Genomic DNA, 23,949 nt, shown 5'->3' with positions numbered 1-23,949 from the left:
TCACCTCCTCAGTACCGTCACATAACCATAATGACCAGTACCACCAATATTATGAGCCAGTGCAATATACCTCTTCAAAGGCGCCTGTCTACCACGCTCCCTCTCCTCTCTCAACTGCTTAACAAGTTCATAAATCATTGCGAGCCCCGTGGCGCCCAGCGGGTGGCCTTTCCCGAGGAGCCCACCACTTAGGTTAATGGCTACTTTACCGCCTATGTCGCTCTGTCCCTCCTCAATGAATTTACCGCCTTTACCCTTCTCGGCGAAGCCCAGGTCTTCGTAGGCCATTATCTCCGCTATTGTGAAGCAGTCATGAACCTCAGCAACCTCCACATCCTTCGGCTCGATTCCTGCCTTTTTATACGCCATTTGCGCGGCTATTTTTGTGGCCTTTAGGCTTACGTAGTCCTCACGCCTGGTTATGTTCGAAGTATCGGATGCATAACCAATGGCCTCAATCCACACGGGAGTATCAACGTGCAATTTCCTAATCACATCCTCACCAGCCACTATTACGGCCGCTGCACCATCAGTTATTGCCGAGCAGTCATACAGTTTAAGGGGCCATGTTATAGGTCTCGACTTAAGAACTTCGTCCACTGTTATCTCAAACTGGAATTGGGCCTTGGGATTCCTCGCGGCGTACTTCTGGTTCTTAACCCTGACCAGGGCTAGTTGTTCCTCGGTTGTCCTGAACCTAGCCATGTGGGATGTGGCGTATAGGGCATAGTATGCTGGGAATGTGGTCCCGTAGAAGTGATATTCCCACAGGTAATTACCGCCCCTGCCACCCACCGCAAGTGATGTTGCTGTATCGACTTCATTCATCTTCTCCACACCTACGGCTAGGGCTATGTTTACAAAGCCCGAGGCAACCATATTATAGGCCACGGCCAATGCAGCGCTACCCGTGGCGCAGGCGGCCTCAACCCTCATGGGGCCCTTCTCACTAAAACCACTATACTCATTAACTGGTACCGCTGGGTATAACTCGTATGCCCTGGTGCCTGCACTACCGACTATCGATATCTCGATATCCCTTTGAGCTAATCCAGCATTCTCAAGAGCCTCCCTAACGGCCTCCCAGGCAAGCTCCTGTATCGTGACATCATTCCTAACACCAAAAAGGGATTGACCAACGCCGATAATACCCACTCTACGCACATATCACCTCACCAGAGGATTCTAATAAGATTGCTTCTTGAAGTCAATATTTACTGTTATAGACACTATATAATATTTGCTTATTTTACTCGATTATTATTTTAATTAATCCCACGCGGTGAAAAACGTGGACTTCCCATTCGTGGAGTTAAGTAGTAACCCCTGGATAAAAATACTCAATAAGTACCCTACGCAGAGGGAACGTGAAGTGCTTAGGAAGTCCGGAACCATTCAATTGTAGTCTCATATTAGCGTTGTCACCAAGTAGATCAGTGGGATTGAACCGAGCAGTAGGGGTATTGGCAGTGCTGGTGCGTATTTCTTGATTGGTAGGATGTACCTAAATGTTATGTAGAGACCTATCAATATGCCGATCAGTGACCCTAATGCCGCCGCCGCGCTTTGGATAACTGGGAAATTGTGCATGTAGTATTGAATCATTGTCAGTGAGACCAATGTTGAGTAGAGTACCAGGTCACCGACCCCAATTCCTATTCCATTCATATCAAGTATTAAGCCCCTTAGTATTGGATATTTGCCTTCGCCGTACTTAGAGAGCTCCGTGACTAACCTGCCAAGTAGCCCCCTGTATACCATTACTATGTCGTAAAGCGGTAGCGCAATAAGTAGTAGTACTAATGTCCATGCTGGTAGGGCTATTGTGAATATGACCCCGGCCATGGAACTATAGGAGCCTATTGCCAATGCCCTGATCACTGTGTTTCTGGCCCTAATTGCTGCGTACATGATCAATGCACTGATTACTGCCGTAACCACTATCGTCGATAATGGGTAATTAATCAATGGCTTTATTTCATACCCATAAACATACGTCGTAACGTAGAAAAACGTGGAGCTAATTACCACTATAGCCAGTAGCACATTCTTTACTGTCTCAAAGGTCCTTATGAACCCCCTTTTTATTAATCTATATATTAAATACGTGGCGGCAAGCATTATTATTATTATCACAATGACATTATACAACCCGGCGCTTGAGGTATTCGTTGACTGGAATGGCGGCCCTGCAGGTACCTGCGTCTCACCAATGCTTGCTAAGGTCATTATGAGTAATATGGCTATTATTGGCGACGTTAATGGTAACAATAGGTGATATAACCTAATGGTGTGCTCCTCACTACCTGACACAGGACAGAGATTAAGGTCTTTATTTATAATCTTAACTAACTTCAACGGTTTGTTAGGTTATTAACAAACCTTGAGTAATTAGACCAGTAAGTCTTTATTGCATTCAAGTCCCTGGAGAATAAGTCCCTAATGTCCTCAATGTTCATGAGTATCATCGCGATCCTATCAAGCCCCATACCGAACGCCAGAACCCTACTCCTCCTAATTCCGAGGGGCATGACCACCTCTGGTCTGAATATCCCTGAACCAACGAATTCAATCCACCCAAGCTTCTCATGATATGCATAGCCCTCTGCAGAGGGGCTCGTGAATGGGAAGTAGGCTGGTTTAAACATCACCTTTTTCATGCCCATGCCCCTAGCCAATGCCTCAAGGACACCGAGTAGGTGCTTGAAGCTTAGTTTTTCGCCCACGACGATCCCATCGGCTTGGTTGAATTCCATTGAGTGCTTGGGATCAAGGATCTCGGGCCTAAATACCCTATCTATGGTGAATGCTCTATATTCACCATCGCCACGATCGTGGAGGGTCCTTACGGAGACCGAGGTGGTCTGCGTCCTCAGCACAAGCCTAACTGCTCTACCTGGGTCCCACTTATAGCCCCAGCCTCTCGAACCCGTTATCCAACCATCCTCATGAGTATGCGCAACCCTACTAACTAAGTCATTGTCGAGTAATTTACCAGTGCTTGGGTATTTGAGGAAGTACGTATCGTGTATTTCCCTAGCCGGATGATCCTGGGCTTGAAACAATGCATCGAAGTTCCAAAACTCAAGCTCTATGTGCGGTCCATAAACCTCCTCAAAACCCAGTGATACAAAGACTTCCTTAACGAATTTAATGAATTCCGCGAAGAAGTGCTTGGTCGCAATGGGTGCCTGGGGTGGTGGTATTGATAGGTCGAATTTCTTTATGATAAAGTTTCTCCAATTACCGCTTGTTATGAGTTCAGGGGTTAATGCGGTGATCACGGTACCAGACTTCACTAAGCCCTTGCTTAACAATTCGCGGGCTTTGTCGGTAATAACTAACTCGATAATGCTCCTCTCTTTAGCCTTGACTATGCCCCTCCTCATGAACTCCTGTACCACAGGCCTTACGTTGTCAGGCACTTCGTCTTCGAAGATCCCATTACCGATAATGCTTAACGTCTCTTGCCTATTATTTATGTCTGTGAGTTTGTTTTTGTCGGCGGTCAATTCAATAATGCCCTTACTAACCCTGATAATGCCCATTTTGGTTAGTGATGATAATGCGTAGTTAATTTCGTTGAGCGATAATGAGATGCCGTGTTCCCTAGCTATGTTGGGCATGTCATTAATGCCCGGTTTACATTTACAACTTAGTAGTACCTTTACGAGCCTAACCTCGGGAAGCCCAGTCTCAACATATTTCCTACCTTCCTCTGTCAATTCTATAATTCTTCTCGTACTCTTATTCGTTAGTATTAAACCCAGGTTCTCTAACTCTGCTATGCTTCTCATGAGTGAGTTCACGTCTGTGCCCAATCTGGATGCCACCTCCTCTACCTTCATTGGCGCATTGACATCTCTTAGTACCTTTAGTAAGTCGAATTCCTGCGGCGGTAGTATTAACTCCCTATTCCCATTCATTCATGTACATTGATCAGCGAATATCATTCCTTATAAGGATTACTCATGACCATATACGACTTACTAAAGTCAAATATATAGCTTAAATAATAGGTAATACTAAAAAGCGTGCGTTAGTGCCTCCAGTCAATGGAGGTATTAGCCCTTGTAAAACTGGCTCTCGATACGGGGCAACTAAGGATGAATGAGTCGAAGGTTGACATCGACGCCACGCCGCTCAAGATCAGCGATATCGACAGGAGCGCAGTCGAGGAGGCGGTTAGGATCAAGGAGAAGGTTGGTGGCAGAGCCCGTGTAATCGCCGTGCTTAAGTACGGCCCATTACCAAAGAGGCAACAAGAGGCGGAGAGCTTATTGAGGGAGGCACTGGCCATGGGCGCTGATGAGGCTTACCTAATAGTGGACAATGCCCTAGTCAATAGTGATCAATTATTAACAGCAAAGGCTATAGCTGCTACTGTGAAGAAGTTGGGTAATTATGACTTAATAATTGCCGGTGAGGCCACGATTGATGGCTACACAAGCCAGGTCGGGTCTAGAGTAGCTGCTGAGTTGGGTATTCCTGTTATTTCCTTTGTTAGGGAATTGAGGGTTGAAGGCAATAAGGTGACCGCTAAGCGTGACCTGGAGGACGCAATACAAACCGTGGAGGCCCAATTACCAGCCCTGGTCACTGTCACTAGGGAGATAAACGTGCCTAGGATACCGCCGCTACTCCAAATAAGGGCAGCCATGAAGAAACCCATAAACAAGTTGAGCCTTGCTGATCTCGGTATTTCCATGAAGTCACTGGCCGAGATCGTGAATATAGCGCCAATACAGGTCAAGAGAAAAGGCGTGATAATTAAGGATGGGACTGTCGATGAGAAGGTGGATAAATTAACACAGGCTCTTATTCAAGAAGGACTTATAACGCCGAGGTGATGAACATGACCAAGGTACTCGTAATAGGTTCGATCAATGACACTGGATTAATAGGACTGGCGCAGAAGGTAGGTAATCCAGAAATCCACTACCTAGTGCTTGGTACTGGTGATACATCGCAGTTGGGTAAGTACGGTGTTACCAAGGCATACTTACTCACCGCGCAGGTTGATGAGACCTCATTCGCCGAGACTCTTATTGGTGTCATTAACTCCAATAATTACTCAGTGGTGATAGCCCCGGCAAGTAAATTCTTCAAGACCGCAATACCAATATCAGCGCAGAAATTATTGGCCCCAGTAATTGTTGATGTATTAGACCTGAAGCAAAGCGATAGTGCATTTGAAGTTACTTATAATGGTGTTGGAAATAGGGCGCAGGTTACCGTTAAGGTAAGCGATAAGGTATTCCTAATTGCACCACCAGCACGTTTCAAGCCCAGTGAGAAGGCCACCACAGTGTCTACGGAGTCTCTGCAACCCAAGGTTGTTACAGGTGTTAAGGTTGTCTCTACGGAGGAAAAGCCTAAGGGTAAGGTTAGGATCGAGGACGCTGAACTAATTGTTTCGGTGGGTAGGGGTTTCAAGAAACAGGAGGATCTTAAGCTGGCCTTTGAGTTAGCCGAGGTTCTTGGGGCCGAGGTTGGTTGCTCAAGGCCAATAGCCGCGGATTTGAAGTGGCTTAGTGAAGATCATTGGGTTGGACTCAGCGGACATAAGGTAAGACCAAAACTCTACATGGCAATAGGCATAAGTGGGCAACCACAGCACTTAGCCGGGATGATGGAGGCTAAGACCGTGGTCGTGATAAATAGTGATCCCAATGCACCATTCTTCAAGAACTGTGATTATGGTGTTGTTGAGGACCTATATAAATTCGTACCGGCGCTAACGAAGAAGCTTCGTGAGATACTTAAGAAATAAATGACGGGGAATTAAATTCTAGGAATAGTATTTTTAATAATTAATTACCTCATTATATTTTATGCATTATATTATTAAATATCAATGGGAAATATTCTATAATTATTAATATTAATTGGAAAGACAAAATATATAAAGTAAAATAAAATAATGCTTTAAAAGATCATGGCTTGTTCAACTCGATGGACTTATCCTATGTGTGTTATGCAGAGTATTTTGGTCTACCTAGATTACCATCTATGGTTTCCGTATATGGCCTAGCAGCATTATCCGTTATATTGTTTTTCTATTTTCTTAAGATAAGGTTGAATAAGTATGGCATTGGACTTTGGGAATTCATATTAATACTGCTAAAGGGCTATAGGGCATGGATACCGTTTCTCTGGGATCTCGCTACTCACAGGCGTTTCACGAAGTACGAAGGTACTGGAGCAATAGCTCATTTAATGATACTATATGCATTATTATTATCATTAATAGGCACATTAATAGTGGCCGCCAATCAATACATAGGTATATTTACCGGTAAAGAGATCTTTTGCGGGTACTTCTTCCTGGGCTATAGCCTAGTAATGGACATAACTGCCTGGGTCCTCTTCATAGGCTCTGCCCTAGGTATATACAGGGTTCTAGGCAGGAAGGAACTATACACAAAGAGTGAGTACTACGCAAACATATTATTTCTTGCTGGCTTCATGTACCTAGCCGTGAGCGGGGCTATAATCGAGAGCTATAGGTTCATTCACATGGATCTTTGGAGTTATTGGATGTTCATGCCGAACGCCCTAATACTATCGCCAATTAGTTCATCAAGTGCTCTGTACGTGGCGATTTACTACACGCATTTCCCACTGGCACTGCTATTAATAGCAATAATACCACTCACGGCAATCTTCCACTCACTACTAGGGCTTTACAATTACATAATTAATTACGGCAGGCCCCTCGGCGAGTTGAACAAACCCTTTGATCTGAAGGAATTAACAGCAGATTCCGCGACTGAACTAAAGGTGGGTTTCTCAGATGTAGGGGAAATACCGAAGTTAAGCAAACTAGAGGCTATGGCATGCACGAACTGCTTTAGGTGCCAAGACGCTTGCCCCGCATATGCCGCGGGTAGACCCCTATCACCCATGATGATAGTGACGAAGATAAAGCACGGGCTTTATAATAATAATGAGAACAAGTTAATTGATGGCTCCATTGCTGATGACGAATTATGGGCATGCACAACATGCGGCGCATGCATGAATACGTGCCCCGTCTACATAAGGCATGTCGACTACATACTTGACATGAGGAGGTACTTGGTCATGGTTAACATGAGGATAGACCAAAAGAAGTCAAGCCTATTGCTCAACCTATCCCAGTACAATAATTCAATGGGCATGTCTAATTACGGTAGGCATGATTGGTTGAAGGAACTGGGCGTCAAGACTGTCCAGGAGAACCCAGACTTTGAGTACCTGCTCTGGGTTGGCTGCATGGGTAGCTTTGACAATAGGTCTAGGGATATAATAAAATCCTTGATTGAGATATTGAGAGAGGCGGGTCTCCTGGACAAGATAGCCGTACTTGGTGATGAGGAGACTTGCTGCGGTGACCCAGCAAGGAGGCTCGGTGAAGAGAGCAGGTTCCAGGAACTAGCACTTAGTAATATTGAGCTGTTCAGGAAGTATAACGTGAAGAAAATAATAACGATCTGCCCGCACGGCTATAACACCTTCAAGAATGAATACTCGAAGGTGGATCCTTGGATGAATAACATAAAGGTAATGCATCATTCAGAGTTCCTGGAGCAGTTAATTAATGAGGGTAAGATAAGAATAAATAAGGATAATACTATCTTTACTATACATGATCCATGTTACCTAGCCAGACACAATGGCGTTGTTGATCCCCAGAGAAACATTGTCGTGAAGCTTGGTGAGTTAAAGGAGACGAAGTACCACGGTACGCAAACCTTCTGTTGCGGAGCTGGTGGTGCCAATTACTGGTATGACGTGCCCGAGAAAAAGAGGATTAGTCACATAAGGCTTGAGCAGTTAATGGAGACTGGCGCCCAAACAATAGTCACGCTATGTCCATTCTGCAATGCAATGCTCACTGATGCGGCCAGGATCAAGGGTGCGGAGGATAAGGTAAAGGTACTGGATATATCGGAGATCGTGAAGTTATCACTCATTAAATCCCAGGAAACCAAGGCGACCCAATAATTCTTAATTAATGTAAAAATTATTTAACCCTAAAACCTCATTCCTTAATTTCAGTGAATCGTAAGATAATTGCTATTGGAGCGGAGGCCGTGCTATATCTGGAGGATTGGCTGGGATTAACTGTTCTCGTTAAGGAGAGATTGCCTAAAGGTTACAGGAGGGTCGAATTCGATAATTATATTCGTAGGTCAAGGACTATTAATGAAACCAGGGCCATGATAAGGGCCAGAGAGCTAGGGATACACGTACCTAGGATTTATGATGTCGACCCAGTTAATATGAGAATTAGGATGGAGTACCTTAATGGGGTTCCTCTGGTTAGGTTATTGATGAGCAGCAGTAATGGCTTCAATGCCGCCATTATTAGTTACATAAGGACAATGGGTAGTTACATAGGTGTATTGCACAGAAATGGCATAGTGCATGGAGACCCAACTCCAGCTAATGTATTAATTGTTGGGGACAAGCTATATATCATAGACTTTGGCTTGTCGGAGACCCTGGGCAGGGCACCTACGATACAGGACGTTAGAATGCTATATAAGTTGGCTCTTGATCTCAATGTAACCCTGAGATCACTCGAAGCTTTACGTAAGGACCAAAGCCATTTTCTATTCGCAGAATTCCTTAGTGGTTATGAGAGCGTCCTAGGGTTTGAGTTAACGGGTAGGGTTAAAGCAATTGTCAATAAAGTGAGGAAGATGGTTAGGTACTCCGTTAGATGAGGGATTTCGTTCCTTTACGAATAAATAAGCTTTAAAAGTTCTCTTAGTATCGTTAGGCGTGCCTCACCGTAGTAGGCATAAGCGAGGTAGGAGTGCAAGTACAAGGCCTGTATCTAAGGTAACACCTTCATGGGTTTCATACACGCAGGAGGAGGTTGAACAACTAGTCATTGAGTTGGCTAAGAGGGGTTTCTCGCCATCAATGATCGGCATAATACTTAGGGATCAGTATGGAATACCACTCATAAAGCCTGTCCTTGGTAAGACAATAACGAAGATCCTTGAGGAACACGGCTTAGCTCCACAAATCCCTGAGGACCTTATGAACACGATCAGGAGAGCCGTAAGGATCAGGAAACACCTTGAGGAACACCCCAAGGACTTAAGCGCAAAGAGGGGGTTAAACCTAGTCGAGTCAAAGATCTATAGGTTAGTGAAGTACTATAAGCGTGTAGGTAAGTTGCCACAGGATTTCGTATATACACCGGAGGCATTCTCAATGCTTGCATAGCTTTAATATAATAATGCTTTAATGAGTGCGTATTAATCGAGTGGTACGACCTCTGCCAATACGTAATTCTCATTATCGCATTTTACCCTGCCGGTCTCCCTAACGATCTTTACCCTGGTGCCTTCCTTAAGCACTTGCTCATTTGGCAAATACTTCTTTGCATTATCGCACACAATATCTGACTTGGTGTAAGTTATTACTACCCCCTCAATAAATAACTTTGCGGGCACAGGAATAATTAATGGTAGTTCTTCGACAATTATTGGAACCATCTCCTCACCCGTCAAGAGGCACTTGTTGGTCTGCGGCAAACCTACATGCTTAACATCAACGACCCTATACACCCTACCTGGCTTAAGTCTTGACACGCATAGATTGAATAACTTACATCGTCTACACTCATCGGGTATTGAGTATAGTCTAAAGGTTTTACCAACAACGGCCTGCTCCTTGCTTATTAATGTCATTATTCGCTTTGTTTCCATCACCCTTCACTATTCGCACTATTCCTAATCAGGTCAAGATTCAGTAGTAACGCGGTTAGTAGCGCCTCTACTTGCCTTAAATCATCTATGCTTATTAACGATGCCGGCGAGTGTATGTATCTGGCTGGTGTTGATAATACCAGTGACGGTACGCCGGTGCCGTGGATATGAACCACGCCTGCATCTGTACCACCATAGGGATTAACCTGCAGTTGATACTTAATGCCATTGGACTCCGCCAACTCCAGCGCCGCCGACAATAACCTGGGATTAGCTATCATAGACCTGTCAAAGGCCCTAAGTGCTACCCCACCGCCAATCCTCGTAATCCATAACTCCTCACTACTGGTGGGGACATCAGCGGCAACCGTGGTCTCAACAATAAAGGCCAAGTGTGGATTTACCTGATTAACCACTGCATTTATACCCCTGAGACCAACCTCCTCCTGGGTATTCCACGCAAAGTATATGGATACATCACCACTGATCTTGCTCTTAATATTCCTCAGGGTGTCTATCAGCGCGGTACAGCCAACCCTATTATCAAAGGCCTTACCAATTGCCACGGAACCCCTCTGTCTGAAATCACCCACGAAGGTACCTGAAGAACCTGGAATTAAACCACTCTTTAACGCCTCATCCCTATTACTGAAACCCACGTCAACATATAACTCCTCAAATTTTGATGGTGGTTTTTCCCTACGTAGATGTGGAGGATCAACACCGACAACACCAACGACATCCCCATTCCTACCCATAAACACCAACTCCTTATCTAAAAAAACCCAGGGGTCCAAGCCGCCTATCGGTACTATCCTCAGGAAACCCCTTTGATCAATGTGAGAAATCATGACCCCGACCTCATCCATGTGCGCACTAACTAGTACCCTAAATGAACCATTACCTACCCTGGCAATTAGGTTGCCCAAATTATCAACTGTAACCTCATCTGCATAGTTACTCACAGACTCCTTAATGGTCCTCCTAACCCTGTCCTCAAAGCCCGAGGGACCTATTTCCATGGATAATCTACTCAGTAGTTCTACATCCATATTATACACCGTAATGTGTTAACTTAGGCTTAAAAACTTAAAACCGGCTCATAACCTAAGTAAGGTTGTAATTCTTTCCCATTGTAACCAGGTTAAGCGCACTATCTGTTTTCCTAATGGAGGACCACTTATCAGTTAGCCTAAACATAGCCCTCACCGCATCAATATTCTCAGGAACCACAATACTCTCCTGATGAACACCCTGCATTAGGAACAATTCATTTTGGAATACTGTTATTGAATCCTCTATGACCGCATTCTCCATAACATCACCCCTAAGCCTACCAATATCCCTAGCCCACTCTATTATTTGTGCCAATGAATCGAATTTCCTGAATGCCGTGTTGAACAGTAATACCCTAGGTGTTTCCTCGAGAACCTTCACAGCCTCACCCCTGGTTATTTGCCCATCAAACTCCATGTTCACCATGTGTAGGTGCATCATTGTTGTCGGTACTGCAACCGCCATGGTCACTACGTCCACTGTTGGTATTACAGTCATGACGTCCGGACCATGATGACTAGGTACGGTTGCTGGGTTAAAAACAACGTCATTAATGGGCCCCTTCTTAAACTCCCTTGGGTCGGCACCCCTCCTAACCAAATAAGCCCTAACCCTCCTTATCCTATAGCCATGCACCAGGAAGGCGCCTATCAACCTCGATAGGGCTGTTGTGTTGCAACTAACGACCCTAACAAACCTTCTCCCAATGGCCATATCGTAATTAGCAAGCGCATTAAAACTTACGTCAGCAACCTCAGCCTCCTCACCGCCCTGAAATACTGCCCTGAGCCCCATTGGTTCATAGATCTTCACCTTATTCTCTGCGCCAACTCCATCAGGCGTGGCGTCTATCATCACATCAACACTCTTGATCAAATCATTAACAGTACCCGCAACCTTAATACCCAGTTTTTCAAACTTGCTGATCTTATCGTCATAGGTGTATAGCCTTATGCCCTTGTTGATTGCAACCTCGCTCTCATAATCCGGTGTTTGTTTAATAACGCCAACGAGTTCCATGTCGTCCATCGCCATTACCGCATCGGCAACCCTCTTCCCAATTGTTCCATAGCCCATTAGCCCGATTCTAATTACCATGACTCACACCCAAAACCTTGACCTTGATAACTCAAGCGCCTTAATACCGGGTAAGTACGGGTCTGCTAGAAATTGAATAAATGCCCTACCACCAGTGGACACGTGACTTATCCTGTTTATCAATCCAAATTTCCTGGCCGACATTATTGTGTGGCCACCGCCAATAACAGTGAACTGCGCATTGTCCACCATAGACCTCAAGACCTCCCTGGTACCCCTTGAGTACTTCTCCACCTCTACTAAGCCGAGTGGTCCCGTCATTATTGCAACATCAGCGGACATTATGTGCTTATTGAATAATTCAATAGTAGCTGGGCCTACGTCTAGCATTGACTGGGCGTTACCCGGCTCAACGACCTTATCATCAGACTGAACGGCATCTACGGGTAACACTATGCTATCGCTGAAGGTCTTCATTATCTCCAACACGTCGTTAATGGTTTCCTGGCCAACCTTAACATTACCCATTAATTTATTATTGCCGTGGCCCAAGGCCAGAAATAACTGACCAACCAAACCACCAAGTAATACCTTGCCAATTATCCTCTTGCTTAGAAGTACCTTTACTGTCTTCACGGTCTCAGGTACCTTTGCGCCACCGGCTATTAACACGGTTGAGACGCCTCTGGCGTCCAATACCTTACTTAATGCATTAACTTCACTTTCCATAACGAGCCCCATGCAACTCGGTAGTACATAGGGAAAACCAACAATGCTTGGTTGTGATCTGTGAGCTGTGGCAAAGGCATCGAGAATGAAGTGGTTGAATAATGGTGCCAATCTCGTAACTAGGTAAGTACCTGCAAGCTTCTGGGGTTCGCCTTCAATAATCTCCTCACTAACGAACCTTAGGTTGTCCAACATAAGCACCTCACCAGGTCCTAATTTGCTTATTTCTTCACGTGCCCTGGGGCCCATTACATCATCAATGAAGTGAACATCCATGCCGAGATACTTGCTTAATGCCTGTGAATGTTTCTCGAGGGACACGAATTCAGCATCGCCTGGTCTTCCCTGGTGAGTCACCACAACAACAGGTAGGCCGGAGTCCACTAGGTACCTTATGGTTCTTGAGTGAGCTTCAATCCTGTACTCATCAAGTATTTCACCACTGTTTTTGTCTATTGGGACGTTCATGTCGACCCTGACCAGGACCCTGCCTTTGCCGCACATGTTTATTGTTGGGAGTGGACTGAGTAAACCGGGTAAACTCATATCACTCAGCTCTATCTGGTTGTATATTTAAGATTTTCTTACCATAGTAATAATTATAATTATAAATAATTAATAAATCCACAACGAAATCAAGTTTTTTAAACCGAAAAATCGCGTGTTAATGGGAACATGATAAGCGATTACATGAAGGGTGGTTTTAGGATTACAATTGAGAAAAATCGACTAAAGGCAATAAGCGACGCCGCAAGGCTTATTGAGGAGGAATTCGGCGTTAGGCTAATTATCGACAGCGACAAGGGCGAAGTTACAATAGTGCCAGGCGACAATACGAATTTCGATCAATTAATGAAAGCAAAGAACATAATTGAGGCAATATCATATGGCTTTGATTATAATGACGCCCAGAATCTAAGAAGTGATGACTATACGCTTGAGATCATAGACCTGAGGGATTATGTGGATAAGGATAAAGCCAACCATGTAAATAGGGTTAAGGCTAGGATAATTGGGGAAGATGGAAGAGCCAAAAGGGTTCTCCAGGAGTTAACGGATACAAACATTGTAATCGGCGATAAGTATATTGCAATACTTGGCTTTTACGAGAACGTGAAAATCGCAAGGGAGGCCCTAGAGATGCTTATCCGAGGCAGACAACACGCCACTGTTTACAAGTGGATACAAAACTGGAGAAGAGAAAATAAGTACAGAGAATTGATGGAAAGACTAAGTAGGTCTTATCAGGAGGACGATGAAAGCGAAGATGAAGGCTGAGCGGCCGCCGCCTCAGTAATCTTTACCTCCTCAGTAGGCTTTGTCTCGCCGCCGCCAGTTGGGTATCTTAAGACCTTTATCTTATAAACCTCGACCTTTCTTAGCGGGTATATCTTTTTACCGACGGCGAATAATTGATTACTAATATCACCATACACCGCGGCCTTTACGAAACCATTAAAGTCAACCTTACCCGATGCATCCATTAACGCTTTTATAAACTCCTTCCTAATGGCCCTCTTTTGGCTTGATTTGCACCTAGTTGGTGTCATTGCCAGTATTGTGACCCTTAGAACAGCATTGTCTGTGGTATTTATGTCCTGGATCAATTGTATAAGGCTTGATCCTCTCCTAATTAGGCTCTTAATGTAGTCCCTTGTTAGCTCCATACCCTTGAACCTAGTGTATGCCCTATCGCCCTCTACCCTGTCTATTTGGAACCTAAGCTTAATGTGTAGGTGGCTAAGGTCCTTGGTTATGTCGAATAACGTTATTTCTATCGTCCTTCCAATGATATCGTTGGGTTCATTGGCGGGAACCTCGCCAATCTCCACCCCATTAAATAGTGTAGGGGCGTAAATGGTAAACCATTTCTTTATCATCCACTTACCTGTCTTGGCCTGCTTTTGCGCTGACACGGTGGTCTTATCGATAATCAAAAAACCCTTTTTATATTTTTACCTTCATGGGGTATTGAGGGAATCCATGAGTATCCTTAGGTTCCTAATGAAATCATCAACTGTATTATAAATACTTAATAACTTCTCACTATCAATATCATAATTTAGTTCATATATTAACTGGTTTCCAATGCATTTAATGCTTGATGACAGGCCTGGTGGTAAATCCCTTTCATCAGGCAATAGTGAAAGGAGGGCTGCTTGGCAATCCTCGAACGTCTTCATCGTAATGCTTAGGGTAACCTTTCCCTTAACCCTCATTGCCTTAGTCCCCTTACGGCCATTGAGTAGCCAGTGCGTTTAAACACTAACTCTGCATCGCCAACCTCCTCATTACTGAATATGCACATTATCTTTAGTGGACTGCCTTCTATTGCGAATGACTGGTTATGGCTTTCTGTATAGAAGTTCATTATTGAACATAGTCTGTCCACTAGGGTTAATGATTGATATCCCTGCCTTAAGACAATGTCATTAGCCTTGCCCAACTGACCTAGGTATTCACCAATCACAGATACGTATTTAGCAACCACATTATCGGTATCCCCAACGCTTTGTGGGTTAAGTACCGGACTCATTATTCCATTTATATACTCCCAAAGTGACAACTGAGCCTCTATTGCCAGTATTGACTCTAAAACATCAACATCCGTATCACTCCACTTTCTTTGCATGAGTATTAGCTTATCGAGGTAATCACCCCTAAAACCTGCCCTAAGCATGAAATCACCTATATACTTTAGTAAAGTCATTACCTCATCCTCACCAAGTTCCCTGTATGTTGCATTCGCCTTCTTGGTAATGACCTTCACAAGATTTCTAGCCTCAGTCTCATTACCTGTAATTCCCGGTATTATTGGCGAAAGGGCGCGTGAGAGAGATGCACTCAATGGTAGCCTAAGTATACCTGGTAATGCAGGGAAGTTAATGGGTTCTGTGACCGACCAGCCATTAAATGATGATATGTCGTAATTGGGGACTATCATTAGCTCATAGATTATTGCCGCCTCTAAGAATCTAAGTGAATCCTGCCCTAACTCATTGTTCAGTAATTGCCATATTAACTGCGGCATGGAAACTGAATACTCAAGGTAGGTATCTGCATTAACCCACTCCGCATCCTCCTTACCTATTATAAATAATCTCTTGCCATTGAATGAATTCGTGATTTCACTAAGTCTCATGATTGATGGTGGCTCGACAAATAGAATTGAATTATACCTACCCGCCACGTCCCTTAAATCATTTAATGACTCAAGTGTCAATAGCGTTACGTGCGTTAGTAGATTTCTTCTAAATCGCTCAATTAATATTATTATTGACGCCAGCAGTGAATTAATAAATGGCGGTGTGATTATTAATAAATTATCGCTTGAATTTATTATTGAATCCAAGATAAGTCTTCCCTTGGATTTCACATCATTTGTGCTGCAAAAGTCCTTATTAATAATTACTTAGAAGTAGGGTAAATAAATACGATAGGTAATTTCATATATAGACCGCTGTATTCCTAGCAAGCTTTATCTTCAGCCAATCCTTCACTTCCATCTTAAAGCTGTGCTCAACCTTATCCCTATGGAAGTTATTCATTGTACAGAAGGGTATTATCCTACCATCTGGCGCTGCATAGTGGATATCACACCTTTGGACCCTCTGTACATCGAAATTAAATGTGTCCATGAAGTGCATTATTCCAAGTCCAATAACGTTAAACATTATCTGGCCTAGTGATTCATAGTCCTTCCTAGTTAGGAAGTTCGCAAGTATATTCCTGAAGCCCTTGTGCTTAACGTACCTAAGCAACTTAAGGGTCTCAACGGTAGCAATGCCTCTCCAAACACCTCCTTTAACGGCCTTACTATGTATGTCCCAGACCGTCTTCTCGAAGCCATCGACATCAATAATCTTCGTTATTGGAAGTATATCCTTAGTGTCTTGGTCATAATAAATAAACGTTGACGCTCCACAGACAGGGTTATTGCCGAATATTGGCTTAGGACTGCCCGTCAATGCCTCAACGAGTTTTCCAATAGCCACCGGCCAATTAACTGGTCTCCAATCCCACTTACTTATTTTACCGCTGGTCTGTTCCTCAATGCCATTAATTACATCAGGTATTGTTATCCTGAATTGCCTAATTTCCTCAGGGCTATACTCCTTGGCTCTACCTGCGAAGGCCACGGGCTGTATGTTAATCCACCTAACGACGTCCCTATTTTCAATTGCGAAATCTATTATCTTATCCATGTCTCTATCGTTATAGTTCTTAGCCATTGTAACCACAAGAACTACGGACCTATGGCCAAGCTTCCTGGCATTCTCAATAACCTTCTTCTTAACAGCCGCATACGCCTTTGGATCATATAGCCTATGTCTCCAAACACCCTGATTATTCGGATCTATTGTGTCGAATTGTAGGTATATCGTTGATATACCCGCATCTAATAGTTTCCTGTAATAATCAATATCATTAGCGATCCTTATGCCATTGGTATTGACCTCGATGTGGTCAAAGCCGAGGGTCTTGGCCATTCTAATGATCTCCGGTAAGTCATTCCTAAGTGTTGGTTCGCCACCGCTAAATTGAATAGCATTTGGCGCCCAGGGCTTCTGAGCCCTAAGGGTCCTGAGCATGTACTCGATCTGCTCGAGTGTTGGTTCGTATACGTAACCAGCTGCGTAGGCGTTGGCGAAGCACACGGGGCATTTCATGTTGCACCTATTTGTTACATCAATTATTGCGAGTATGGTATTTGTCTTGTGAACTGGACACAGGCCGCATCCCTGCGGGCAACTACCTGCCGCTAGGTAGTAGTTGAGGTCTGTGTTTGGGTTTGCCGTGCCCTTACCAATGTACTCAGGGGCGTCCCACTGGAGGAAGTAGTAGTAGAGCTCCGCATCGCCCCAGTATAGGTCCCTGAAGGTTCCATGTTCTGGGCAGGTCTTCTTCAGCCATATTGCTCCATCCTCCTCATAAACAGCCATTGGTATCTGCCTACTGCAGACGGGGCATACGGACACCGACACCTTAATGACCCTCACATGATCCGGCAAACCGAACTGCCTCTTCCACATTTGCTGAAGTCTCTCATTCTCTAGGGCATTCCTATAGTGCTTAGGTAATCTGAACCTGCTTAACTCCACAAGTGGTTTTCTTGTTTTTTGTGCCTCAACAATTTCCGTCTTCGCGGATACTACCTGGACCATTACGATAATTGAGGGTTAATTATTTAAAAGCTTTGTCACCAACTAATACTCTCAGAAGTGTTTTAGTATGAGCATCGAGAAAAGACTTCAAGAACTTGCTAGGCTTATTGGGTTGACTAGTTATGACATAAAGGCATACATAGCGCTTGTGGAGAATGGTCCATTAACTGCAAGGGATGCAGCAATAAAGGCTAATATCCCGTCATCAAAGGTTTACTCGGTCCTCCACAAGTTATATAGGCTGGGTTATGTTGAAATTGACGATAAGAAGAGGCCTGAGTTATTTTATGCCGTATCCCCGACGGACATATTCAACAGATTGGTACAGAAGTTCTCTGACTATGTAAACTCAATAAAACCATTAATAGACTCACTCCAATTAATGTACGAATCAGCCTATAGGGGTAGGGTAACCGCCCAAAGCGAGTTGCTTTACGTGGTTAGGGGCCTCGATAGCACCAAGGAGTTAATAATGAAGTCAATGGGGTATGGAAACCTCGACATTGCGACACCATACACAGAACTACTCGATCATAGGGTATTGTCCATGGTCGAGGAAATATCGCGTAATAACGAGACAAGGCTATTGGTTTCTCAGGACCTTGTGGATTACGTTAAGGACCTACCACCACGAATACACATTAGGGTTAGGGATAAACTGTTTGGCGGCGGCTTCGTGGGCATCGGCGGCATAGTTCTCGTGATTAAACATAGTACTGACTATATAAGTCTATACTCAAGGCAGGATTACATAATTGATATAGCCAAGACATACTTCAATTACCTATGGAATGGATCAGAGGTAATTCAGCGTTAAGATTACTCGATTATAGGGTCCCCTTTGTCATTCCTCCTTACCTTCTTCCTTGGGTGAATAACGTCAGTTGGCCCCTTGCTGAAGATCTCCAGGTATTTCCTTAAAGCCTTGGGTATTACCACTGTTCCATCTGGTTCCTGGTAATTCTCGAGTATCGCCGTTATGGCCCTAGTGCTCGCTATGGCCGTGGAGTTCAGTGTATGAACAAACTCTCTACGCATGTCTTTCCTAAGGACCCTAATACTAAGCTTTGCTGATTGCCAGTCTGTGCAATTACTGCATGATACCATTTCCCTATACTTACCCTGGGCTGGCATCCAAACTTCAAGGTCATACTGCTTGGCGGCGCACCTACCCATGTCATGCGCGCAAAGTAGCACGACCCTATGAGGCAGACCAAGTCCCTGCCACAACTCCTCCGCGTTTCTTATTAATTCCTCATGCCATTTCCAACTCTCCTCAGGCAATGAAAAAACGAATTGCTCAACCTTGTGGAATTGATGAACCCTAAATATTCCCTTCATGTCCCTATTACCTGCACTGGCCTCTCTCCTGAAGCTTGGTGACACGCCAACAAAAAGCAGGGGTAATTGATCCTCAAGCAGCTCCGTGTGCCTTAAGTAAGCGGCTATTGGATGCTCAGCAGTGCCTATTAGGTATAAGTCCTCATTTTCTACCTTATAGACCATGTCCTTGAATGTATCCATATCTAAGATGTCAGAGAGTACCTCGTACTTTAGCATGTACGGCGGAAGCACCAGCTTGAAGCCCTTCTTGGTCATTTGATCAATGGCATAGGACAACAGCGCTATATCAAGCATTACTAGGTCATCAAATAGGTAATAAAACCTAGACCCAGCGACCTCGCCGGCCTTGAGCGTATCTCCCATGCCAAGCACAACCTCAAGCATGTCGGCGTGCCCAATGGGTCTCCAATCAATGGTCTCATACGGCACATTAAAACCAAAGTGCTCCGTTTGCTCCTTAAAGTCCCTTAGATAACCAACCCAAACCCTAGGTGTCCCATAAAACCTAACGGGCATTGAATCAACACCTTCAGGGCAATTGTACGGCACGCTATCATGCACCAAATTAGGTATTGACCTAAGCACCCTCTCTCTTTCCTTCTCAAGGGCGTTCAATTCCTCCTCCTTTTTCTGTATCTCACCCAATAACTCCTTAGCTTCCCTAATCTTAGCGTCCCTCTCAGCACCGCCCAGCTTACTGACCTCCTTAGTAATTACGTTATGCCTATGCCTCAACTCATCAATCTCTGCCTTAAGGCCCCTCCACTTACTATCCAACTCAATAAATTTATCAACAACACCCACATCCATCCTCCTCTTCCTAATCGAATCCCTAACAACATCCGGTTTGTTCCTCAATGCATCCAACAGGCTCCAACTCATTAGCCGGTTCATGATTATGGAATTATTAAATTTTATTTAATTACGAAATACCTACTTATATTATCTCAGCCAGCTTAAGAATGAGATCCCACTGCCTATCGATCTTCTCCTCCATGACCTTAATATCCTCAGGCTTAAGGTGAGCAAACCTACCCTGGATCTTTATGTAATCCTCCAAGGGTTTCCTCCTCGACTTATCTCTATATGGAATACTCGGTGGACTAATAATCAATTTACCCTGGTTATACTCCCAGAGTATCCAGGCTCCTGTCTCGACAGCCAGCCTAGCAGCCCTAACTGTGTAGGAGTCATCCATCTTCCAACCAGGTGGGCAAGGTGCGTGCAGGTGTATGAACTTAAAGCCCTTAATCTGCATGGCCCTCCTAACCTTATCAATGAAGTCCATTGGGTAGGCAATGCTTGCGGTGGCTACATAGGGTACCTTATGCATGAGCATTATCAGCGCCACATCCTTCTTATCCTCAGTCTTGCCTCTAGGTGACGTTGTTGTCCAAGCCATCCATGACGTCGTGCCGCTGGCCTGTATTCCAGTGTTCATGTAGGCCTCATTATCAGCCATCACATAGAGGATGTCCTCGTCCCTATAGGCAGCACCGCTTAATGCGGCGAAGCCTATGTCGGCAGTAGCGCCATCGCCAGCCCAAACAACCACAGGCCCATTAACACCCCTTTGCTTAACAGCCCTCACTAAGCCGCTGGCCACCGCTGGACTTGATGCAAATGGTACATGAAGCACAGGTACTGTATATGCAGTGTATGGAGCGACACCAGGTATCACACTTGAACAACCAGCCGGTATTACCATGGCGAACTTCCCATCAAGCGCCATCGCCAACTGCCTCATGCCAACCTGCAATGGGCAACCAGGGCATGCAGCTGTACCAGGCATTATGAACTTGGTTTTACCGTACTTGTGTAGCTCTGTTATGGTGACCATGCCCATCACCTCTCAATCTTCGGTATATACCAATACTTCCTAATCCTCACTAGGCCCTCGCGTTCGGTCTTATCCACAAAATCCCTCATTATAGCCTTGAATTCATCTGCTGAAACATCAAACCCACCAAGACCAGCCAAGACACCCTCGAAGGAGACATTATTAGGCACCAAACCATTAATCTCACCTGCCAATACGCCACCCATGCCCGCAGAGTAATCCCTATCAAAGACTATAATGCCCCTCATACCGTTGATCCACCCACTAATGTCCTCCTCGGGGAAGGGCCTGACGTACCTAATCCTCAATAAACCAATTGAGTAACCCTCATTCCTGAGCCTATCAATTGCATTCATTATATCCCCACTCCACGCACCCATTGACACGGCTAGATACTTGGCATCACTACACCTGTAGCACTCGGTCAATGGCCCATAATTCCTACCTGTCAACTTACCATACTCGTCATAAACCTCAGCAATAACCTTCTTCGCAGACTCCATGGACTCATCCATATACTTCTTAAGTATTGCATGGTATACATCGTTTCCAGGTAAATTACCCATGGTTATGGCTTCGCCACCAGGTTCAATCACGTATGGAATCCTCGGGTTCCTTGGAGGTAACCATGCATCCACATCCTCCTGTGATGGCACATCGAGGGGCTCAGCCGTATGACTGAGGATGAAACCATCTAGCCCAACGGCTACCGGTAATAGTACCCTTTCATCCTCACTGATCTTGAAGGCCGTTAATGTCATGTCAAAGGCCTCCTGCACATTCTGAGCCATACCGATTATCCAACCGCTGTCTCTCATTGCCAGTATATCCGTGTGCTCATCATGTATGTTCCACGGAGGACCCAATGCCCTGGTGACCACCGCCATAACCAAGGGAACCCTCGAAGCCGCCGCCCACCAGAGCATTTCATACATATAGAATAACCCGTGACTAGAGGTTGCAGTGAATGCCCTGGCGCCTCCTGCCGCTGCTCCGTACACCGTGGCCAGCGCAGCGAATTCACTCTCAACCCTAACATAGTCAGCCCTTAACTCTCCTCTTTCAATCATTTCGCTAATTCTCTCAACAATCAACGTCTGCGGTGTTATGGGATAGGCAGAAACAATGTTAACCTTTGCTAACCTAACAGCCTCGGCAACTGCGTGATCCCCAACCAAGACCTTCCTAACCTGCTTAGCGAGGGGTACCTGACTACTCATATCACACCACCCCCTCCTTTACCATGTCTATTGCCTTAACCGGACAAACATCAGCACAGATTCCACAGCCCTTGCAATAATCATAGTTAATCCTAACGCTCTTGTCCTCAAGCCAATCAATGACGTTCTCGGGACAGTAAAGCCAGCAAATACCGCACTTCGTGCACTTGGAGTAATTAACGATTGGCCTGTATACCCTCCAGGTACCTGTCCTACCGCCAGCTCCTTCCGCAGGTTTTGACAAGAGGGAACCCCTTATTCTCTCGGCAACGCTCATTTTTCACCACCCCTGACGGATTCATAACCTAGCTTAACGGCCTCGGCATTTAACTTAACAAGGTTCTCCCTACCAACGAACTCAGGCAGTGAATTAATAATGGATTCAAGACTAACCACGCCAGTGACCCTGGCGACTGCGCCGAGCAATGGTGTGCTCACTATGTGCCATCCAGCAATAATGAGACCCAGCTTCTCACTTATTGACGTTGCATCGACATAGTAAGTCCTATAGCCCGTCTTTATTGGGGATGGAGAGTTAACAATGATTATTGAATCTCTGCTCTTCATTAATTCATCGATATTGACTAAGTCAAGAACATTGGATATCAGTACAATGAGAACGTCGGCCTTCTTTACATTACTGTGGAGAGGCACCGGCTTATCCGCAATTCTAGCGTATGACTTAACAACAGCACCCCTACGTTCAGCGCCAAACTCAGGAATTGCCTGGCCCCACTTGCCATCCTTAAGAGCCGCAGACACTAGGATCCTGGCGGCGGTGACTCCACCCTGCCCCCCTCTGCCTAGGATCACGAATTCAGTTACACCAGCCATATTAACTCATGAACCGTAAATACTGGGGGTTTTATAAATGCTTCTGGTAGATTATTTATCTCTAAATGATAAAAATAGTTAAATATAAACTCATAGGAATGTTGGAATGACTTAATAAAATAATTATGAATCATATAAAACAATGACTGTACAAACTAGAAATATGCTTAAATTAATATAATGAAAGGCTTTGAAGATTTACACTGGGAGTAAAACAAATAATATTCTTGATAAAGATAAAATGATTAATGACGAAAACCATACCTAATCCTGACCCACTGATTAGTCTGTCTCGACCTCGCTAGGAACAATGCCAAGAACCTCCCCAATCTATCTAACTCGCTTTGCTTTACGGTGTTCCATGCAGGGCATTCCCTATCAATATATGGACCCTCAATATCATCATACACCAACGGGTATAACCTACAGCCAATCGGTCTATTCTCATATATAGTGCACTCCATGGTCTGTGGGTTAAGAAATACGCAATGACCATCCACATTCCTCAATCTCCATATCTCACCATCAAATACCGCAAAGTCCCTAACCCTATAACCAAGCCCCGTTATCCTCTCTATATCCTCAGGTAAAAGCTCCATTTCCGTATTTAAACAGCACCTACCGCACTTGGTACAATTCATTTTAACCTCAAAGAACTCTGTATCATCAAATACCGTGCCAAGCCTAACACGTATCTTAACCATATCACTTACTAACCCTCTCAACCTTATACTCCATGGTTATTGCCTTATCCCTCCTATCATCAATCCTAACTGTAGTAACGATCCTCTTAATACCAGCCCTGTAGAGAGTGTCGTGAATATCCTGGAGCAACTTACCCAAAGCCTCGATACTTGGCAGTTCAATTGACGTCCCCATGGGGCCGACCTCGTACTTATAGCCTGACCTTCTAATCACATCTATCGCCACCTTAATGTAGTTACTAACGCTTGGGGAGTTAGTACCTATAGGGTCTATGGCTATCTCCACAATAACACCCATACTAACTAGGC

The 23,949-nt window shown here is 44.6% G+C and carries 25 protein-coding genes; 7 read left to right on the top strand and 18 right to left on the bottom strand.

Annotation, left to right across the window (positions count from 1 at the left end):
- The 3 genes from Vsou_RS01755 to pheS form a co-directional block, all read right to left on the bottom strand.
- Positions 1 to 1,164 carry a thiolase domain-containing protein gene (locus Vsou_RS01755; protein WP_188604010.1) on the bottom strand — a complete coding sequence of 388 codons (1,164 nt, stop codon included), beginning with the start codon at positions 1,162 to 1,164 and terminating at the stop codon, positions 1 to 3.
- Positions 1,165 to 1,407: 243 nt separating this feature from the next.
- The gene (locus Vsou_RS01750) at positions 1,408 to 2,313 is read right to left on the bottom strand and encodes a hypothetical protein (RefSeq protein WP_188604011.1); all 906 of its coding nucleotides are present in this window, start codon (positions 2,311 to 2,313) and stop codon (positions 1,408 to 1,410) included.
- Positions 2,314 to 2,354: 41 nt separating this feature from the next.
- A complete protein-coding gene (gene pheS, locus Vsou_RS01745) occupies positions 2,355 to 3,926 on the bottom strand; it encodes a phenylalanine--tRNA ligase subunit alpha (protein ID WP_188604012.1) in 1,572 nt (523 codons plus the stop codon).
- Positions 3,927 to 4,055: 129 nt separating this feature from the next.
- Between pheS and Vsou_RS01740 the strand changes: the two genes are divergently transcribed.
- The 5 genes from Vsou_RS01740 to Vsou_RS01720 all read left to right on the top strand — a co-directional run bounded on the left by Vsou_RS01740 (position 4,056) and on the right by Vsou_RS01720 (position 9,225).
- Complete coding sequence (locus Vsou_RS01740) at positions 4,056 to 4,850, top strand: electron transfer flavoprotein subunit beta/FixA family protein (RefSeq protein WP_188604013.1); 795 nt, start codon at positions 4,056 to 4,058, stop codon at positions 4,848 to 4,850.
- Entirely contained in the window at positions 4,850 to 5,773 is a 924-nt protein-coding gene (locus Vsou_RS01735; protein WP_188604014.1) for an electron transfer flavoprotein subunit alpha/FixB family protein, read from the top strand. The genes Vsou_RS01740 and Vsou_RS01735 overlap by 1 nt, the downstream gene beginning before the upstream one ends.
- 182 nt (positions 5,774 to 5,955) lie before the next feature.
- The gene (locus Vsou_RS01730; protein ID WP_188604015.1) at positions 5,956 to 7,989 is read left to right on the top strand and encodes a (Fe-S)-binding protein; all 2,034 of its coding nucleotides are present in this window, start codon (positions 5,956 to 5,958) and stop codon (positions 7,987 to 7,989) included.
- A gap of 53 nt (positions 7,990 to 8,042) precedes the next feature.
- Positions 8,043 to 8,714, top strand: a complete 672-nt coding sequence (locus Vsou_RS01725; RefSeq protein WP_188604016.1) for a KEOPS complex kinase/ATPase Bud32 — start codon at positions 8,043 to 8,045, stop codon at positions 8,712 to 8,714.
- Between the two features lie 58 nt (positions 8,715 to 8,772).
- Positions 8,773 to 9,225, top strand: coding sequence for a 30S ribosomal protein S15 (locus Vsou_RS01720; protein WP_188604017.1), 453 nt, complete (start codon positions 8,773 to 8,775; stop codon positions 9,223 to 9,225).
- Positions 9,226 to 9,257: 32 nt separating this feature from the next.
- Here Vsou_RS01720 and Vsou_RS01715 read toward each other — a convergent pair whose 3' ends face one another.
- Genes Vsou_RS01715 through Vsou_RS01700 form a run of 4 tightly spaced genes read right to left on the bottom strand, consistent with a single transcriptional unit; the run spans position 9,258 to position 13,079 of the window.
- Positions 9,258 to 9,710, bottom strand: a complete 453-nt coding sequence (locus Vsou_RS01715; RefSeq protein ID WP_054844134.1) for a UPF0179 family protein — start codon at positions 9,708 to 9,710, stop codon at positions 9,258 to 9,260.
- The gene (locus Vsou_RS01710) at positions 9,710 to 10,762 is read right to left on the bottom strand and encodes a M42 family metallopeptidase (RefSeq protein WP_188604018.1); all 1,053 of its coding nucleotides are present in this window, start codon (positions 10,760 to 10,762) and stop codon (positions 9,710 to 9,712) included. Before Vsou_RS01710 ends, Vsou_RS01715 begins: the two co-directional genes overlap by 1 nt.
- Positions 10,763 to 10,817: 55 nt before the next feature.
- The gene (locus Vsou_RS01705; RefSeq protein ID WP_188604019.1) at positions 10,818 to 11,864 is read right to left on the bottom strand and encodes a type II glyceraldehyde-3-phosphate dehydrogenase; all 1,047 of its coding nucleotides are present in this window, start codon (positions 11,862 to 11,864) and stop codon (positions 10,818 to 10,820) included.
- A gap of 3 nt (positions 11,865 to 11,867) precedes the next feature.
- Positions 11,868 to 13,079: a phosphoglycerate kinase gene (locus tag Vsou_RS01700; protein ID WP_188604020.1), complete on the bottom strand. Its 1,212-nt coding sequence runs from the start codon at positions 13,077 to 13,079 to the stop codon at positions 11,868 to 11,870.
- Between the two features lie 129 nt (positions 13,080 to 13,208).
- Between Vsou_RS01700 and Vsou_RS01695 the strand changes: the two genes are divergently transcribed.
- Entirely contained in the window at positions 13,209 to 13,811 is a 603-nt protein-coding gene (locus Vsou_RS01695) for a KH domain-containing protein (RefSeq protein WP_054844136.1), read from the top strand.
- Here Vsou_RS01695 and Vsou_RS01690 read toward each other — a convergent pair.
- From Vsou_RS01690 to tes, 4 genes are all read right to left on the bottom strand, one after another.
- Entirely contained in the window at positions 13,778 to 14,449 is a 672-nt protein-coding gene (locus Vsou_RS01690; RefSeq protein WP_188604021.1) for a 30S ribosomal protein S3ae, read from the bottom strand. The two genes, Vsou_RS01695 and Vsou_RS01690, sit on opposite strands and share 34 nt — an antisense overlap.
- Positions 14,450 to 14,494: 45 nt before the next feature.
- Positions 14,495 to 14,752: a KEOPS complex subunit Pcc1 gene (locus tag Vsou_RS01685; RefSeq protein WP_188604022.1), complete on the bottom strand. Its 258-nt coding sequence runs from the start codon at positions 14,750 to 14,752 to the stop codon at positions 14,495 to 14,497.
- On the bottom strand, positions 14,749 to 15,909 hold the full coding sequence (locus Vsou_RS01680; protein WP_188604023.1) for a hypothetical protein: 1,161 nt from the start codon (positions 15,907 to 15,909) through the stop codon (positions 14,749 to 14,751). Before Vsou_RS01680 ends, Vsou_RS01685 begins: the two co-directional genes overlap by 4 nt.
- A gap of 70 nt (positions 15,910 to 15,979) precedes the next feature.
- On the bottom strand, positions 15,980 to 17,698 hold the full coding sequence (gene tes, locus Vsou_RS01675) for a tetraether lipid synthase Tes (protein WP_188604024.1): 1,719 nt from the start codon (positions 17,696 to 17,698) through the stop codon (positions 15,980 to 15,982).
- A 67-nt stretch (positions 17,699 to 17,765) separates the two neighbouring features.
- Between tes and Vsou_RS01670 the strand changes: the two genes are divergently transcribed.
- Positions 17,766 to 18,515, top strand: a complete 750-nt coding sequence (locus Vsou_RS01670) for a TrmB family transcriptional regulator (protein WP_188604025.1) — start codon at positions 17,766 to 17,768, stop codon at positions 18,513 to 18,515.
- Positions 18,516 to 18,517: 2 nt separating this feature from the next.
- Here Vsou_RS01670 and serS read toward each other — a convergent pair whose 3' ends face one another.
- From serS to Vsou_RS01635, 7 genes are all read right to left on the bottom strand, one after another.
- Positions 18,518 to 19,924, bottom strand: a complete 1,407-nt coding sequence (gene serS, locus Vsou_RS01665) for a serine--tRNA ligase (protein ID WP_188604026.1) — start codon at positions 19,922 to 19,924, stop codon at positions 18,518 to 18,520.
- Between the two features lie 55 nt (positions 19,925 to 19,979).
- Positions 19,980 to 20,882: a 3-methyl-2-oxobutanoate dehydrogenase subunit beta gene (locus Vsou_RS01660; protein WP_188604027.1), complete on the bottom strand. Its 903-nt coding sequence runs from the start codon at positions 20,880 to 20,882 to the stop codon at positions 19,980 to 19,982.
- Positions 20,883 to 20,887: 5 nt separating this feature from the next.
- Positions 20,888 to 22,102, bottom strand: coding sequence for a pyruvate ferredoxin oxidoreductase (locus Vsou_RS01655; protein WP_188604028.1), 1,215 nt, complete (start codon positions 22,100 to 22,102; stop codon positions 20,888 to 20,890).
- A 1-nt stretch (position 22,103) separates the two neighbouring features.
- The gene (locus Vsou_RS01650; RefSeq protein WP_188604029.1) at positions 22,104 to 22,379 is read right to left on the bottom strand and encodes a 4Fe-4S binding protein; all 276 of its coding nucleotides are present in this window, start codon (positions 22,377 to 22,379) and stop codon (positions 22,104 to 22,106) included.
- The gene (locus Vsou_RS01645; protein ID WP_188604030.1) at positions 22,376 to 22,936 is read right to left on the bottom strand and encodes a 2-oxoacid:acceptor oxidoreductase family protein; all 561 of its coding nucleotides are present in this window, start codon (positions 22,934 to 22,936) and stop codon (positions 22,376 to 22,378) included. The genes Vsou_RS01650 and Vsou_RS01645 overlap by 4 nt, the downstream gene beginning before the upstream one ends.
- A 245-nt stretch (positions 22,937 to 23,181) precedes the next feature.
- Entirely contained in the window at positions 23,182 to 23,640 is a 459-nt protein-coding gene (locus Vsou_RS01640; protein WP_188604031.1) for a YkgJ family cysteine cluster protein, read from the bottom strand.
- A 1-nt stretch (position 23,641) separates the two neighbouring features.
- Positions 23,642 to 23,938: an MTH1187 family thiamine-binding protein gene (locus Vsou_RS01635; RefSeq protein ID WP_188604032.1), complete on the bottom strand. Its 297-nt coding sequence runs from the start codon at positions 23,936 to 23,938 to the stop codon at positions 23,642 to 23,644.
- Positions 23,939 to 23,949: the final 11 nt, after the last annotated feature.

The organism is Vulcanisaeta souniana JCM 11219 (assembly GCF_026000775.1).
GTDB lineage: Archaea > Thermoproteota > Thermoprotei > Thermoproteales > Thermocladiaceae > Vulcanisaeta > Vulcanisaeta souniana.
The sequence above is the reverse complement of the archived record's forward strand: the minus strand, read 5'-3'. Positions and strand labels throughout refer to the sequence as shown.

Bases quoted from the DNA above. Each gene is read 5' to 3' on its own strand.
- pheS (WP_188604012.1), bottom strand. From the start codon at position 3,926: ATGAATGGGAATAGGGAGTTAATACTACCGCCGCAGGAATTCGACTTA.
- Vsou_RS01730 (WP_188604015.1), top strand. From the start codon at position 5,956: ATGGACTTATCCTATGTGTGTTATGCAGAGTATTTTGGTCTACCTAGA.
- Vsou_RS01705 (WP_188604019.1), bottom strand. From the start codon at position 11,864: ATGGTAATTAGAATCGGGCTAATGGGCTATGGAACAATTGGGAAGAGG.
- Vsou_RS01715 (WP_054844134.1), bottom strand. From the start codon at position 9,710: ATGGAAACAAAGCGAATAATGACATTAATAAGCAAGGAGCAGGCCGTT.
- Vsou_RS01710 (WP_188604018.1), bottom strand. From the start codon at position 10,762: ATGGATGTAGAACTACTGAGTAGATTATCCATGGAAATAGGTCCCTCG.
- Vsou_RS01640 (WP_188604031.1), bottom strand. From the start codon at position 23,640: ATGGTTAAGATACGTGTTAGGCTTGGCACGGTATTTGATGATACAGAG.
- serS (WP_188604026.1), bottom strand. From the start codon at position 19,924: ATGAGTTGGAGCCTGTTGGATGCATTGAGGAACAAACCGGATGTTGTT.
- tes (WP_188604024.1), bottom strand. From the start codon at position 17,698: ATGGTCCAGGTAGTATCCGCGAAGACGGAAATTGTTGAGGCACAAAAA.
- Vsou_RS01655 (WP_188604028.1), bottom strand. From the start codon at position 22,102: ATGAGTAGTCAGGTACCCCTCGCTAAGCAGGTTAGGAAGGTCTTGGTT.
- Vsou_RS01650 (WP_188604029.1), bottom strand. From the start codon at position 22,379: ATGAGCGTTGCCGAGAGAATAAGGGGTTCCCTCTTGTCAAAACCTGCG.
- Vsou_RS01670 (WP_188604025.1), top strand. From the start codon at position 17,766: ATGAGCATCGAGAAAAGACTTCAAGAACTTGCTAGGCTTATTGGGTTG.
- Vsou_RS01695 (WP_054844136.1), top strand. From the start codon at position 13,209: ATGATAAGCGATTACATGAAGGGTGGTTTTAGGATTACAATTGAGAAA.
- Vsou_RS01685 (WP_188604022.1), bottom strand. From the start codon at position 14,752: ATGAGGGTTAAGGGAAAGGTTACCCTAAGCATTACGATGAAGACGTTC.
- Vsou_RS01635 (WP_188604032.1), bottom strand. From the start codon at position 23,938: ATGGGTGTTATTGTGGAGATAGCCATAGACCCTATAGGTACTAACTCC.
- Vsou_RS01700 (WP_188604020.1), bottom strand. From the start codon at position 13,079: ATGAGTTTACCCGGTTTACTCAGTCCACTCCCAACAATAAACATGTGC.
- Vsou_RS01660 (WP_188604027.1), bottom strand. From the start codon at position 20,882: ATGGTCACCATAACAGAGCTACACAAGTACGGTAAAACCAAGTTCATA.
- Vsou_RS01645 (WP_188604030.1), bottom strand. From the start codon at position 22,936: ATGGCTGGTGTAACTGAATTCGTGATCCTAGGCAGAGGGGGGCAGGGT.
- Vsou_RS01740 (WP_188604013.1), top strand. From the start codon at position 4,056: ATGGAGGTATTAGCCCTTGTAAAACTGGCTCTCGATACGGGGCAACTA.
- Vsou_RS01735 (WP_188604014.1), top strand. From the start codon at position 4,850: ATGAACATGACCAAGGTACTCGTAATAGGTTCGATCAATGACACTGGA.